Genomic DNA, 13,660 nt, shown 5'->3' with positions numbered 1-13,660 from the left:
CATATAAGTAAAGATATCCGACACAGACAATCGGAAAAGCCACGGTATAGTACCCCGATCACGCCAAGGAGCCGCTTATGCGCCAGAAACCCACCGTCCTCGCCCGCGAAATAGTCGCCAGTAGCCGTTTGTTCCGCGTTGAGGAAGTGCAATTGCGCTTTTCCAACGGCGTTGAACGCACCTACGAGCGCCTGGTGGGTCGCGGTGCCGGTTACGGCGCGGTGATGATCGTGGCGATGATTGACGCAGACCATGCGTTGCTGGTGGAAGAATACTGCGGCGGTACCGACGAATATGAGTTGTCGTTGCCCAAGGGGTTGATCGAACCCGGCGAGGATGTGCTGGCGGCGGCAGACCGCGAACTCAAGGAAGAGGCCGGCTATGGCGCGCGGCAGTTGGAGCACATTACCGAACTGTCGCTGTCGCCCGGTTACATGAGCCAGAAAATCCAGGTGGTATTGGCCACCGATCTCTATGAGGAGCGCTTGGAGGGCGATGAGCCTGAGCCGATGCGCGTGGACAAGGTCAACCTGCGCGAGCTGTCGCAGTTGGCGCAAAACGAGCAATTCAGTGAAGGCCGCGCCCTGGCGGCGCTGTATCTGGTACGAGACCTGTTGACCCAGCGTGGAGTGTTTGGCGCATGAGCGAACTGTTTTTAGGCCACCCGTTTATCGCCCCCGTGATCGAGTTGGCGCGCCAGGCCGGTGAAGCCATCCTGCCGTACTGGCGCGCTGATGTGGCCGTGACCTCCAAGGCTGACGATTCGCCGGTGACGGCCGCGGACCTGGCGGCTCACCACCTGATTCTCGCGGGCCTGACTGCGCTGGACCCGAGCATCCCGGTACTGTCTGAAGAAGACGCCAATATCGACCAGAGCGTGCGCGCCGGTTGGACGCGCTGGTGGCTGGTGGACCCTTTGGACGGTACCAAGGAGTTCATCAGCGGCAGTGAAGAGTTCACCGTCAATATCGCCCTGATCGAAAACGGGCGTGTGGTGTTCGGTGTGGTGTCGATGCCTACCAATGGCCGTTGCTATTTCGGTGGCGCGGGGTTGGGCGCATGGCGCTCCGATGTGAACGAAGCACCTCGGCAGATCCAGGTGCGCGAGGCACCGGCGGTCGGTGAGGCGTTTACCGTGGTTGCCAGCCGCCGACACACCAGCCCTGAGCAAGAAAACCTGTTGAATGGGTTGAGTGCGGGGTTGGGTGAGTTGAAGTTGACGAATATCGGCAGTTCGTTGAAGTTCTGCCTGCTGGCCGAGGGCAGCGCCGATTGCTACCCACGGCTGGCGCCGACGTCGCAGTGGGACACCGCCGCGGCCCAGGGTGTGCTGGAAGGTGCTGGCGGCGAGGTGCTGGAGCTGAGCGGCGAGCCGTTCAGCTACCCGGCGCGGGCGTCGCTGTTGAACCCGTTCTTTCTGGCGTTGCCGGCCAAGGCGGCATGGCGTGAGCGGTTGTTGACCCTGGCCCGTTCTTAAGACCTGCGCAGATCAAAATGTGGGAGGGGGCTTGCTCCCTCCCACATTTGTTTTGTGTTTGGCTGCTAGCGGTGCAGGACGTATTGGCCCGTGAAGGCTACCGCTCTTTGGTCACTGCCCTCATTCACGATCCACGTGTCCAACGTCAACCGCGCCCGGCCATAGCGCTTGTAGGTCGCCAAGAAACGCTTCCACACCTTCTCTTCCGGCGCGGCGCAAATAGCCGTAGCGTCCTGCGTCACCGGCAGCGGGTAACTGATCTGCCCCTCTTGAATCACGATATGCCCGTCTTCAATCCCTTCCTCGCGCAGTTGCAGGTGCAGCCAGCCCCAGCCCGCCAGCACGGCGCCGCAGTACAGGCTGCCGCCGAACATGGTGCTCTTGTGGTTGATATTGGCCTCAAGGGGCAAGTGCAGTTGCAGTTGCCCGTGTTGCCAGTCGAGCACCTTCAAGCCCATTTCCCGGGTGAGGGGGATGTCGTGGTGGAGGATGGATTCCAGGTAACGGCTGTCGCGGCTCATGGCGGCCTCGTGGTGGGTGGGCGGGGTCATTCGTCGTCAGCGCTTTGGTTGGCGAAGTTGAGGCCGTGCTTGCGCAGTTTGTCGTGCAAGGTTTTACGCGGCACGCCGAGGGCTTCGGCGAGGCTGCGCATGGAGCTGTGGGGGCGGGTCAGCTCGGCGGCGATCAGGCTTTTTTCGAACTGCTCGACCTGTTCGCTCAAGCCGCCCGGGGTGGACGTGAGCGCGCCGCTGGCGGGGTTGTCCGGCGTGCTGTCCAATGCCAGTTCCAGGCCCAGGGCGAAGCGCTCGGCGGCGTTTTGCAGTTCGCGCACGTTGCCCGGCCAGCTATGGCGCAACAACAAGGCGCGCTGGCCTGGCTGCAACTCGTGCGGCGGCAGGCCGTGACGGCTGCTGGCTTCGTCGGCGAAGTGCTGGAATAGCATCAACGCGTCTTCGCCACGCTCGCGCAGGGGAGGGATGCGCAGCGGGGCGACGTTGAGGCGGTAATACAGGTCGGCACGGAAACGGCCCTGGTCCGCCGCCTGGCGCAGGTCTTCCTTGGTGGCGGCGATGATGCGGATATCCAGCGCAATCAGCTGATTGCCGCCCAATCGCTCCACCACGCGCTCCTGCAACAGGCGTAGCAGCTTGACCTGCACGTCCAGGCTCATGCTTTCGATTTCATCCAGGAACAGCGTGCCGCCGTTGGCGAATTCGAATTTGCCGATGCGGCGTTTCTGCGCACCGGTAAACGCGCCGGGCTCATGACCGAACAGTTCGCTTTCCACCACCGACTCGGCCAAGGCCCCAGCGTTGATCGCCACAAACGGCCCGCTGCGGCGGCTCGACAGGTCATGCAGCGCACGGGCCACCACTTCTTTGCCGGCGCCGGTCTCACCCAGGATCAACACATCGGCCTTGGTCGCCGCCAACGCACCGATCTGTTCGCGCAGGCGCAGCATTTGCGGCGAGTGCCCCACCAGGCGCGTGCTCAGTTGCTGACGGTCGCTCAAGGCCAGGCGCAGACTGCGGTTGTCCAGCACCAGGCGGCGCAGGGCCAGTGCGCGGCGCACGCTGTCGAGCAGCGCGTCGCTGGCAAAGGGTTTTTCGAGAAAGTCATAAGCGCCCGCGCGCATGGCCTGCACCGCCAGCGGCACGTCGCCGTGGCCGGTGATCAGCAGCACCGGCAGGTCCGGGTCCTGGCCGTGCAGTTCGGCGAGCAACTCCAGGCCGTCCATGCCGGGCATGCGGATATCGCTGACCACGACGCCCGGCCAATCCCGCGTCAGGCGTGCGGTAAGGCCGCTGGCTTCACCCAGAGGCAGGACTTTCAGCCCGGCCAGGTCCAGGGTTTGGCACAACGCCTGACGCAGGTGCGGATCGTCGTCGATCAATACCACCTGAATCTGGTTATCGATACTCATACACTGCGGTCCTCGGACGGTTGCAGACTCACGCCCGGCGAGCCGGCACGCAATTTCAACGTTAATAGCGCACCGCCTTCCTTGTGGTTGGCGAACAGCAATTCACCGCCAAACGCACGCATCAGCGTTTCACAGATCGCCAGGCCCAGCCCCAGGCCCTGGGTGCGCGTCTTGGTGGTGTAGAACGGCTCGCTGGCGCGGCCCAGCGCTTCCATGCAAAAGCCTGGGCCGTTGTCGCGAATGTACAGGTTGACGCCCTGTGCGGTGGTTTCGGCACTCAGCCACAGTTTGCGTGGCGGGCCTTTTTCGGTGAGCGCATCGAGGGCGTTGGCCAGCAGGTTGCCCAGCACCTGGCGCAAGCGGGTTTCGCCGGCTTGCACCCATAAGGTCGCCTCCGGCAGATCGCGGATCAGTTCCACTTCCATCGACCGCCGGCGCTTGGCCAGCAACGCCAGCGCATCGTCCAGCGCTGGTTGCAGCGCCACACTCTCCGGTGCGTGCCGGTCGCGACGGGCAAAGGCACGCAGGTGAGCGATGATCGAGGCCATGCGCCCGGTCAATTCGCTGATCAGCTTGAGATTGCCCCGCGCATCGGCGGTGCGTTCATGGTCGAGCAGGATCTCGGCGTTTTCCGCATAACTGCGAATCGCCGCCAGGGGCTGGTTGAGTTCGTGGCTGATGCTCGCCGACATGGTGCCCAGCGCCGACAGTTTGCCGGCCTGTACCAGGTCATCCTGGGCGCGCACCAATTCTTGCTGGGCGTGTTCGCGCTCCAGCACTTCCTGTTTGAGCCGCCGGTTCAGGCCTTCGAGGTCGCTGGTTCGCTCGGCCACGCGCATTTCCAACTCGCGCCGGGCCTTGGCTTCGAAGGCGATGCGTTCCAGGTAGTGGCGACGGCGCTGCATCAGCAGGCCCAGCAGCAACATCAACACCAACAGTGTCGCGCCGCCCACGGCAACCACGGTGCGCACGGGGCGGCTGATCAAGGATTGCGGCGCCAGGATCTCCACGTTCCAGCCGGTCTCGGCGATGGCGGTGGATTGGCGCAGCCAGGCGGTGCCGCTCAGGTTCAGCGGCTGCGGGTCGCGGGTTGGGTAGGGCTGGATCGCAATGATGGCCTGGCGCTCTTCGGCGGTCAGCGGCCGGGTGGCGCGAAAGCGCCATTGTGGGCGCGAGGTGAGGATCACTACGCCGTTGTGGTCGGTGACCAGCAGTTGTTCCGGGGTATTGCCCCACAGGCTTTCGGTGTGGTCCAGGTCGACCTTGACCACCAGCACGCCGATGATCGTGTCACCCTCGCGCACGGCGGCGGCGAAGAAGTAGCCGCGTTTGGCCGACGTGGTGCCCAGGCCGAAAAACCGCCCCAGGCGCCCGGCCATGGCTTCGCTGAAGTACGGGCGGAACGAGAAGTTGCGCCCGACGAAGCTGTCCTGTTTATCCCAGTTGGAGGCGGCGAGGGTCTTGCCGGTGGTGTCCATCAGGTACATCACTTCTACCCCGGCCTGGGCGGCAACGTCCTTGAGCAACTGGTTGGCGTTGGCCAGGTGGGTGCTGACGTGCGGCGCATCCAGGGCGGTGCGCAGGGCGGGCAAGTCACCGAGGATCTGCGGCAGCACTTCATAGCGATGCAGTGTGCCCAGCAGGTTGGCCACGTACAGGTCGAGAGTCTGGCGGTTTTGCCCGGCCAGTTCGCTGCGGTAGTAGCGCTCGGCCAAATGCTCCAGCGGCCACAACAGCGGTGCCAGGCACAGCGCCAACAGAGCAAGGCTGCGCCAGCGGGGTCTTCGCGCAAGGGATGGAGTCATGGGAGTCGTGCGCCTGGGGGTACAGGCGCATTATGCCTAGTGCTGTTGTGTAAGACACTCGCGCAATGCGTCTTGCCACTGCGGCTGGCTGACGTGCCATTGCTGTTGCAGGCGGCTGCAATCGAGGCGTGAGTTCAGTGGGCGCCGGGCCGGCGTTGGGTAAGCGCTGGAGGGGATCGCTTGCAGTTCGGCGCAGGCCTTGCCCTCGGTGCGTAAATGCTCGCCAATCGCCTGGGCGAAACCGAACCATGAGGTTTCACCCTGGGCGCTCAGGTGATAAACGCCCCATTCGCCGGCCTCGCCGGCCCGCCAACGTTCGATCAACGCACGGGTGCTGGCGGCAATGGTCCCGGCCCAGGTCGGCGCGCCGATCTGGTCGGCGACGATGCGCATTTGCGGTTTTTCCTGCAGCAGGCGCTGCATGGTCAGCAGGAAGTTTTTACCGTGGTTGGAATAGACCCAACTGGTGCGCAGAATCAGATATTCGCCCCCCACCGCCGCAATCGCCTGCTCACCCGCCAGTTTGCTTTGCCCATAGACCCCCAAGGGGTTGGGTGTGTCGGCTTCGGTGTAGGGCGCGGGTTTGCTGCCGTCGAACACGTAGTCGGTGGAGTAATGGATCAGCGGGATGCCCAGGGCCTTGGCCTCTTCAGCCAATACACCAGGGGCGATGGCGTTGATGGCGAAGGCGGCGTCTGGTTCGCTTTCGGCTTGGTCGACCGCCGTGTGCGCGGCAGCGTTGATGATCAGGTCGGGGCGGTGGGTGCGTATCTGCCGGCGGATCTGGTCGGCGTCGGCCAGGTCGAGTTGGTCGCTACCCAGCACGATCAACTCGCCCACGCCTTGGAGCTGCTGTTGCAGCGCCCGGGAGACTTGGCCGTGCCGGCCGGTGATGAGGATCTTCAAAGGGGGCGTCATGGGAAAAGGTCGGCTTCCTTCAGCAATTTGCCGGCTTGGTCTTTCGCCGACAGTTGCGGTGTCTCGGTGAGCTGCCAGTCGATGGCCAGCGCCGGGTCATTCCAAAGGATGCAGCGCTCGGCGCTCGGCTGATAGTAGTCGGTGGTTTTGTACAGGAACTCGGCGGCGTCGCTCAGCACCACAAACCCATGCGCGAAGCCTTCCGGCACCCAGAGCTGGCGGTTGTTCTGCGCCGACAGGCGCACGCCTACCCACTGGCCGAAGTGAGGTGAACGGCGGCGTATGTCCACAGCCACGTCCAGCACTTCCCCGGCGATGACCCGCACCAATTTGCCCTGGGTGTGTTCCAGTTGGTAATGCAGCCCGCGCAGTACGCCTTTTTGCGAGCGCGAATGGTTGTCCTGCACGAAGTCGCGTTTGAGCCCGGTCGCGGCTTCAAATGCACGGGCGTTGAAGCTCTCGTAGAAAAACCCACGCTCATCCCCGAACACTTTGGGTTCCAGGATCAGCACGCCGGGCAGTGAGGTTTCAACGACGTTCACTGTTTGTCTCCAGCCAGCGCGTACAGGTATTGGCCATAACCGGTTTTGCCGAAGTATTTGGCACGTTCCAGCAGGTGGTCGCGGTCGATCCAGCTATTTTCATAGGCGATTTCTTCGAGGCAGGCGACTTTCAGGCCCTGGCGATGCTCGATGGTCTGCACGTACTGCGAAGCTTCCAGCAGGCTGTCGTGGGTGCCAGTATCGAGCCAAGCAAAGCCACGGCCGAAGCGTTCTACATGCAGGTCGCCGCGCTTGAGATAAGCATTGTTGATATCGGTGATTTCCAGCTCGCCACGAGGTGAGGGCTTGACCGCCTTGGCGATCTGGATCACGTCGTTGTCGTAGAAATACAGGCCGGTCACGGCATAGCTGGACTTGGGCTGGGCCGGTTTTTCTTCAATCGACAGGGCGCGGCCTTCGCTGTCGAAGTCGATCACACCGAAGCGCTCCGGGTCCTTGACCCAATAGCCGAAAACCGTAGCCCCCGAAGGCCGCTTGGCCGCGCCCAACAACTGCTCGCCAAAATGCTGACCGTGGAAGATGTTATCGCCCAGGATCAGGCACACCGGATCATCACCGATAAATTCTTCGCCAATGATAAACGCCTGCGCCAGACCATCCGGCGTCGGCTGTTCGGCATAGCTGAAACGCACGCCAAACTGGCTGCCATCACCCAGCAGGTTGCGATATTGCGGCAGGTCCAGCGGCGTGGAGATCACCAGGATGTCCTTGATTCCGGCGAGCATCAGCACCGAAATCGGGTAATAGATCATCGGCTTGTCATACACCGGCAGCAGTTGCTTGGACACACCCAGGGTAATGGGGTGCAAACGGGTGCCGGAGCCGCCCGCCAATACGATTCCCTTCATCATGCAATCAAATCCTTCATATCGGTGTTGCCCAAACGTTCGCCCTGATAACTGCCGTCCTGGACCCTGCGGCACCATTCCAGGTTATCCAGATACCACTGCACGGTCTTGCGCAGGCCGGTTTCGAAGGTCTCTTGCGGGACCCAGCCCAATTCACGTTCGATCTTGCTGGCATCGATCGCATAACGCTGATCGTGGCCGGGACGATCCTTGACGAAGGTGATCAGGTCGCTGAATTTTTCGACACCGGCCGGCCGCTGCGGCGCCAGCTCTTCCAGCAGGCCGCAGATGCTACGTACCACGTCGATGTTCTTTTGCTCGTTGTGGCCGCCGATGTTGTAGGTTTCGCCGACGACACCTTCGGTGACCACTTTAAGCAGCGCGCGGGCGTGGTCCTCGACGAACAGCCAGTCACGTACCTGCAAACCATCACCGTAGACCGGCAATGGCTTGCCCGCGAGGGCGTTGAGGATCACCAGCGGGATCAGTTTTTCGGGGAAGTGGAACGGCCCGTAGTTGTTCGAGCAGTTGGTCAGCAGCACCGGCAGGCCATAGGTGCGTTGCCAGGCACGCACCAGGTGGTCGGACGCGGCCTTGCTCGCCGAATAGGGTGAGCTGGGGGCGTAGGGCGTGGTTTCGGTGAACAGATCATCCACGCCGTGCAGGTCGCCATACACCTCGTCGGTGGAGATGTGATGGAAGCGGAAGGCGCTCTTGGCCGGCTCTGCCAACGTAAGCCAATAAGCGCGCGTGGCCTCAAGCAGGCTGTAGGTGCCGACAATATTGGTCTGGATAAAGTCCGACGGGCCGTCAATCGAACGGTCGACGTGGGACTCGGCGGCCAAGTGCATGATGGCCTGTGGCTCAAAGCGCGCAAGCACCGCGCTGACGGCCGCCTGATCGATGATATCGGCCTTGACGAACTCATAACGGCTATCGGCGGCGACGCTGACCAGCGACTCCAGGTTGCCGGCGTAGGTGAGTTTGTCCAGGTTAAGCACTTCGTGCTCGGTATGTTGGATCAGGTGGCGGATTAGGGCAGAGCCAATAAAACCGGCGCCACCGGTGATGAGAATGCGCATGTCGGAGGGCCTTTTCCTTAGACGTACTTGAAGCGAATGGGGCATAGCTTGAGTCGTGGAGCCCAGCTCTGCAAGAACCATGTAAGTGGGGGTTGCCTAACGCCCCTGAACAATGGCGATATAGACGTCTAAAAAAACCGAGGTCGTCACAATGCTGCTCGCCACGCTGATCCACCGTGCAAGCCTACCCAGCCCTCAGCTAGGCCCCGATCAGGCCGCTCAACTGCTTGCGCGGCACTACGGCCTTAGTGGCACTTTGCAGTCATTGGGCAGCCAGCAAGATCTCAATTACAAACTTGACAGCATTCAAGGCCGCTTTGTTCTGAAAATCTGCCGTGGCGATTATGCCGCTGCAGAGTTGCAGGCCCAGCACGCGGCGCTCAATGCGGTGCACGGCGTGCGCGTGCCCAAGGTCATCAAGGCCCTGAGCGGTGAGGAGCTACTGACACTGAGCGTCGGCGGCCAAACCCTGCACCTGCGGTTGTTGGACTATATCGACGGTCAGCCACTGACTCATTTGCCGCATCTGGGGCGTGATGTGATCGCTGCGTTCGGCGACCTCTGCGGCCGTATGAGCCAGGCATTGGCCGATTTTGAACACCCTGGCCTGGACCGCACCCTGCAATGGGACCCGCGCCACGCCCCGGAACTGATCACCCACTTATTGGCCACCCTGCAAAACCTGCCCCACCGCGCTGCTCTGGAGCAGGTGGCCGAGCAGGTCGAGGCGCGCGTAGGCCCTTTGGCGGATCGCCTGCCGTGGCAAGCGGTGCACATGGACATCACCGACGACAACGTGGTGTGGCAGCGCGATGCTCAGCGGCGGTGGCAGTGGCAGGGCGTTATCGATTTTGGCGACCTGGTGCGCACGTGGCGCATTGCTGACCTGTCGGTGACCTGTGCGGCCCTGCTGCACCATGCCGAAGGTGACCCCTTTGCCATCTTGCCGGCGATTCAGGCGTGCCACGCCATTACCCCCTTGCAACGCGAAGAGTTGCAGGTGCTGTGGCCGCTGATTGTCGCGCGCGCAGCGGTGCTGGTGCTGAGCAGCGAACAACAGCAACGTCTGGACCCGGACAATGCCTATCTGTTGAAAAACGCCGACCATGAGTGGGAAATTTTCCATGTGGCGACATCGGTGCCGTTCGAGCTGATGGAGGCGGCGATTTTGCGCTGCGTGGGCGAGGCACTCGCGCCGATTGCCGATGAAGGCTTCGTGCCCTTGTTGCCGGGGCTGGTGGGGCGAGAATTCGCGCTGATCGACCTGGGGGTGCTCAGCCCGCATTTCGAAGCGGGCAATTGGGAGACGCCCGGTATCGACCATCGGTTATTGGACGAGGCGGCGGCAGTGCATGGGCTGGCGGCCAGTCGTTATGGCCAATACCGGCTGTCGCGCACCTGCCCGGACAGCGCCGCCGAGCCGGAAAGTTTCCCTCTTCACGTCGAGTTGCATGTGCCCCATGGGACGACCTTGGAAGCGCCCTTCGCCGGCACGTTGCGCCAGGACGCCGATGGCCTTGTGTGCGTGCAAGGCGTTGAGTTGAGCGTGCGTTTGCGCGGCGTGAAGACGGTATTGAAGCCCGGTTCGCTGCTGGTAAAAGGGCAAGCCCTGGGTGAGGTCCAGGCACCGCTGACCGTGCAACTGTGCCGTGCAGACCTGGAACCGCCGCTGTTTTGCACGCCTTCCCGGGCGCAGGCCTGGCAGGCACTGTGCCCATCACCTTCGGCATTGCTCGGCCTGGCCTGTGACGCAGAGCCGGAGCTGGACGCCGACGTCCTGCTCGCGCGCCGCGACGCCAGCTTCGCCCGGTCACAGAAGCACTATTACGTCGACCCACCGCGCATCGAGCGCGGCTGGCGCAACCACCTGATCGACATGCAGGGCCGTTCCTACCTGGACATGCTCAACAACGTGGCGGTGCTGGGCCATGGCCACCCGCGCATGGCCGCGGTGGCGGCGCGGCAGTGGTCGCTGCTGAACACTAACTCGCGGTTTCACTATGCCGCGATTGCCGAGTTCTCCGAGCGCTTGCTGGCGCTGGCACCCAAGGGCATGGACCGCGTGTTTCTGGTCAACAGCGGCACCGAGGCCAATGACCTGGCCATCCGCCTGGCCTGGGCCTACAGCGGCGGGCGCGACATGCTCAGCGTGCTGGAGGCATACCACGGTTGGTCGGTGGCGGCGGATGCGGTGTCCACCTCGATCGCCGACAACCCCCAGGCGCTGAGCAGTCGCCCGGACTGGGTGCATCCGGTGACCGCGCCGAATACCTATCGCGGCGAGTTTCGGGGGCCGGACAGTGCACCGGACTACGTACGAAGCGTGGAACACAACCTGGCGAAAGTGGCTGCGAGCAAGCGCCAATTGGCGGGGTTCATCTGTGAGCCGGTGTATGGCAACGCGGGGGGGATCTCCCTGCCGCCAGGCTATTTGCAGCAGGTGTATGAACGGGTCCGCGCCCAGGGCGGTGTGTGTATCGCCGATGAAGTGCAGGTGGGGTATGGCCGCATGGGGCACTTCTTCTGGGGTTTTGAAGAACAAGGCGTGGTGCCCGACATCATTACCATGGCCAAGGGCATGGGCAACGGCCAGCCGTTGGGTGCGGTGATTACCCGGCGTGAAATCGCCGAAGCCTTGGAGGCCGAGGGGTATTTCTTCTCGTCATCGGGGGGCAGCCCGGTCAGTTGCCGGATCGGCATGGCGGTGCTGGATGTCATGGAAGAAGAAAAGCTGTGGGAAAACGCCCAAGTGGTTGGCGGGCATTTCAAGGCTCGGTTGCAAGCACTGATCGAGCGTCACCCGCTGGTGGGCGCGGTGCACGGGTCCGGCTTTTATCTGGGCCTGGAGCTGGTACGCGACCGGCAAACCCTGGAACCGGCCACCGAAGAGACCACGCTGCTGTGCGAGCGCCTGCGTGAGTTGGGAATCTTCATGCAGCCCACCGGCGATTATCTGAACATCCTCAAGATCAAGCCGCCGATGGTTACCTCTAAACGCAGCGTGGATTTCTTTGTCGACATGCTGTCGAAGGTGCTGGATGAACAACTGTAATTAATCGATTGTTATCGGTTATTGCTTGTCATATTTATCGATCATGCTCGTTGATCGCTTTTAAAGCCGATTTTTATCCGTTATAAAGTCGGCCTTTACCCCATTCGGAGTCTTGATCGCCATGACCACCCTGCACAGCACCCCCCGCGCCGATGGCTTTTATATGCCTGCCGAATGGGCGCCACAAACGCAAACCTGGATGATCTGGCCCGAGCGCCCGGACAACTGGCGCCTGGGCGGCAAGCCGGCGCAGGCGGCCCATGTGGCCGTGGCCAAGGCCATTGCGCGCTTCGAGCCGGTGACCGTGGCGGTTTCCGCCGGCCAATACGAGAACGCCCGTGCGCGCTTGGACGTGCCGAATATCCGGGTGGTGGAAATGTCCAGCGATGACGCCTGGGTGCGTGACACCGGCCCGACGTTCGTGATCAACAACAGCGGCGAAGTGCGCGGCGTGAACTGGGATTTCAATGCCTGGGGCGGGTTTGATGGCGGCCTGTACGCGCCGTGGAACCGTGACTCGCAGGTGGGCGGCAAGATCCTCGAAATCGAACGCGCGCCGCGCTACCGCACCGAAGGCTTTGTGCTGGAGGGCGGCTCGATTCACGTCGACGGCGAAGGCACCCTGATCACCACCGAAGAATGCCTGCTAAACCGCAATCGCAACCCGCATCTGGATCGTGCCAGCATCGAAGCGGTGTTGAGCGACAACCTGGCGGTGGACAAGATCATCTGGCTGCCCGATGGCCTGTTCAATGACGAAACCGACGGTCATGTGGATAACTTCTGCTGCTACGTGCGTCCCGGCGAAGTGCTGCTGGCCTGGACTGACGACCCGCAGGACCCGAACTACGCACGTTGCCATGCGGCCATGGATGTCCTGCAAAGCAGCACCGATGCACAGGGCCGCCCATTCACTGTGCATAAAATGCCGATCCCTGGGCCGCTGTATGCCACTGAGCAAGAGTGTGCCGGCGTCGACCCGGTGGACGGCTCCCAAGAGCGCAACCCGAGCGTGCGCCTGGCGGGTTCCTATGTGAACTTCCTGATCGTCAATGGCGGCATCATCGCGCCAAGTTTCGACGACCCGTTGGACAGCGAGGCCAAGGCCATCCTGCAGAAGCTGTTCCCACAGCATGAAGTGGTGATGGTGCCGGGGCGTGAATTGTTACTGGGTGGTGGCAATATCCACTGCCTGACCCAACAACAGCCGGCCCCGCACAGAAACTGAGTGCAGTTGTAACAGCGCCTTTCGTGTAACCGGGCGCTACTCGGTTTCAGCGCCCAAAGCAAGCCCGCGGCCCAGCACGGTCGTGGGCTTTTTTGCGGCTGTATACCTGCAAATACTGGACATTGGCATAGCTCTTGTATCGGTGATGCTCACAGTGGTTCAGGGGCATGACTGCGCGGTTCTGTCATAAACCTTGAGTAAGTTAGCCGCTCAAGCAGTAGGAGAGAGCGCTGAAATGAACGCCGATATCAACCTGATGAATACCCGTACGTTCCACCCTTTGCGGGTCGACGGCGACGCGATCCAGGCGCTGGGGCTCTGGTTGAAGGAACACGGCTCGCGGCAGATCAGGCAGCAGCCTGATTTACGCAGCGTGATGAGTGAACGCTACCCGGTGGGGTTGTTCAGCGAGGATGAACTGCATGCGTTGTGTGACGTGCTGAAAAACTAGGCAACGCAGCTAACACCTGTGGGAGGGGGCTTGCTCCCGATTGCGGTGGATCAGCTACTGAAAATTGGCTGACAGACCGCAATCGGGAGCAAGCCCCCTCCCACATTTTTGACGGGTGTGTCGCTTTTTAGAAACTGTAAGTACCTCAGCGCCGCCCGCACATCCCAGCCCTTCTGACGGAACCCGAGCAATCCTTTTCGACCTTGGCATCCTGTAGGCCAATGTCGCTCAAGGCCAGAAAGGCTCTCAGCCATTGCTTAGAATTAAATCGCCTAAATACAGACGATTCACGAAATTGACACATAGTTCAAC

The 13,660-nt window shown here is 62.1% G+C and carries 12 protein-coding genes; 5 read left to right on the top strand and 7 right to left on the bottom strand.

The genetic code is table 11. The features are described from left to right. The first annotated feature begins 77 nt into the window (after nucleotides 1–77). The gene (gene nudE / locus AB4N98_RS11230) at nucleotides 78–644 is read left to right on the top strand and encodes an ADP compounds hydrolase NudE (protein WP_017526030.1); all 567 of its coding nucleotides are present in this window, start codon (nucleotides 78–80) and stop codon (nucleotides 642–644) included. After that, on the top strand, nucleotides 641–1,477 hold the full coding sequence (gene cysQ, locus AB4N98_RS11225; protein WP_460149451.1) for a 3'(2'),5'-bisphosphate nucleotidase CysQ: 837 nt from the start codon (nucleotides 641–643) through the stop codon (nucleotides 1,475–1,477). The genes nudE and cysQ overlap by 4 nt, the downstream gene beginning before the upstream one ends. 65 nt (nucleotides 1,478–1,542) lie before the next feature. On the opposite strand, the gene AB4N98_RS11220 is transcribed toward cysQ, so the two are convergent. Genes AB4N98_RS11220 through rfbB form a run of 7 tightly spaced genes read right to left on the bottom strand, consistent with a single transcriptional unit; the run spans nucleotide 1,543 to nucleotide 8,617 of the window. Beyond that, nucleotides 1,543–1,998 carry a thioesterase domain-containing protein gene (locus tag AB4N98_RS11220; RefSeq protein WP_065876659.1) on the bottom strand — a complete coding sequence of 152 codons (456 nt, stop codon included), beginning with the start codon at nucleotides 1,996–1,998 and terminating at the stop codon, nucleotides 1,543–1,545. A 26-nt stretch (nucleotides 1,999–2,024) separates the two neighbouring features. Next, a complete protein-coding gene (locus tag AB4N98_RS11215) occupies nucleotides 2,025–3,401 on the bottom strand; it encodes a sigma-54-dependent transcriptional regulator (RefSeq protein ID WP_460149450.1) in 1,377 nt (458 codons plus the stop codon). Next, nucleotides 3,398–5,206, bottom strand: a complete 1,809-nt coding sequence (locus tag AB4N98_RS11210; RefSeq protein WP_017526026.1) for a sensor histidine kinase — start codon at nucleotides 5,204–5,206, stop codon at nucleotides 3,398–3,400. The genes AB4N98_RS11215 and AB4N98_RS11210 overlap by 4 nt, the downstream gene beginning before the upstream one ends. A gap of 36 nt (nucleotides 5,207–5,242) precedes the next feature. Next, on the bottom strand, nucleotides 5,243–6,124 hold the full coding sequence (rfbD, locus tag AB4N98_RS11205) for a dTDP-4-dehydrorhamnose reductase (protein WP_065876645.1): 882 nt from the start codon (nucleotides 6,122–6,124) through the stop codon (nucleotides 5,243–5,245). Next, nucleotides 6,121–6,666, bottom strand: coding sequence for a dTDP-4-dehydrorhamnose 3,5-epimerase (gene rfbC / locus AB4N98_RS11200; RefSeq protein ID WP_017526024.1), 546 nt, complete (start codon nucleotides 6,664–6,666; stop codon nucleotides 6,121–6,123). Before rfbC ends, rfbD begins: the two co-directional genes overlap by 4 nt. Then, nucleotides 6,663–7,538 carry a glucose-1-phosphate thymidylyltransferase RfbA gene (gene rfbA, locus AB4N98_RS11195; RefSeq protein ID WP_017526023.1) on the bottom strand — a complete coding sequence of 292 codons (876 nt, stop codon included), beginning with the start codon at nucleotides 7,536–7,538 and terminating at the stop codon, nucleotides 6,663–6,665. Before rfbA ends, rfbC begins: the two co-directional genes overlap by 4 nt. Next, complete coding sequence (gene rfbB / locus AB4N98_RS11190; protein WP_017526022.1) at nucleotides 7,535–8,617, bottom strand: dTDP-glucose 4,6-dehydratase; 1,083 nt, start codon at nucleotides 8,615–8,617, stop codon at nucleotides 7,535–7,537. Before rfbB ends, rfbA begins: the two co-directional genes overlap by 4 nt. Nucleotides 8,618–8,768: 151 nt before the next feature. Here rfbB and AB4N98_RS11185 point away from each other — a divergent pair, with 151 nt between their 5' ends. The 3 genes from AB4N98_RS11185 to AB4N98_RS11175 all read left to right on the top strand — a co-directional run bounded on the left by AB4N98_RS11185 (nucleotide 8,769) and on the right by AB4N98_RS11175 (nucleotide 13,348). Continuing rightward, a complete protein-coding gene (locus AB4N98_RS11185; RefSeq protein ID WP_017526021.1) occupies nucleotides 8,769–11,669 on the top strand; it encodes an aminotransferase in 2,901 nt (966 codons plus the stop codon). A gap of 121 nt (nucleotides 11,670–11,790) precedes the next feature. Then, the gene (gene aguA / locus AB4N98_RS11180) at nucleotides 11,791–12,897 is read left to right on the top strand and encodes an agmatine deiminase (RefSeq protein WP_017526020.1); all 1,107 of its coding nucleotides are present in this window, start codon (nucleotides 11,791–11,793) and stop codon (nucleotides 12,895–12,897) included. A gap of 235 nt (nucleotides 12,898–13,132) precedes the next feature. After that, entirely contained in the window at nucleotides 13,133–13,348 is a 216-nt protein-coding gene (locus tag AB4N98_RS11175) for a hypothetical protein (RefSeq protein ID WP_017526019.1), read from the top strand. Nucleotides 13,349–13,660 lie beyond the last annotated feature (312 nt).

The organism is Pseudomonas sp. S3_E10 (assembly GCF_054667615.1).
This window is presented reverse-complemented; position numbering and strand designations above follow the sequence as displayed.

Excerpts from the sequence above, each read along its gene's own strand:
- nudE (WP_017526030.1), top strand. The coding sequence starts at position 78 with ATGCGCCAGAAACCCACCGTCCTCGCCCGCGAAATAGTCGCCAGTAGC.
- cysQ (WP_460149451.1), top strand. The coding sequence starts at position 641 with ATGAGCGAACTGTTTTTAGGCCACCCGTTTATCGCCCCCGTGATCGAG.
- AB4N98_RS11220 (WP_065876659.1), bottom strand. The coding sequence starts at position 1,998 with ATGAGCCGCGACAGCCGTTACCTGGAATCCATCCTCCACCACGACATC.
- AB4N98_RS11215 (WP_460149450.1), bottom strand. The coding sequence starts at position 3,401 with ATGAGTATCGATAACCAGATTCAGGTGGTATTGATCGACGACGATCCG.
- AB4N98_RS11210 (WP_017526026.1), bottom strand. The coding sequence starts at position 5,206 with ATGACTCCATCCCTTGCGCGAAGACCCCGCTGGCGCAGCCTTGCTCTG.
- rfbD (WP_065876645.1), bottom strand. The coding sequence starts at position 6,124 with ATGACGCCCCCTTTGAAGATCCTCATCACCGGCCGGCACGGCCAAGTC.
- rfbA (WP_017526023.1), bottom strand. The coding sequence starts at position 7,538 with ATGATGAAGGGAATCGTATTGGCGGGCGGCTCCGGCACCCGTTTGCAC.
- rfbB (WP_017526022.1), bottom strand. The coding sequence starts at position 8,617 with ATGCGCATTCTCATCACCGGTGGCGCCGGTTTTATTGGCTCTGCCCTA.
- AB4N98_RS11185 (WP_017526021.1), top strand. The coding sequence starts at position 8,769 with ATGCTGCTCGCCACGCTGATCCACCGTGCAAGCCTACCCAGCCCTCAG.
- aguA (WP_017526020.1), top strand. The coding sequence starts at position 11,791 with ATGACCACCCTGCACAGCACCCCCCGCGCCGATGGCTTTTATATGCCT.
- AB4N98_RS11175 (WP_017526019.1), top strand. The coding sequence starts at position 13,133 with ATGAACGCCGATATCAACCTGATGAATACCCGTACGTTCCACCCTTTG.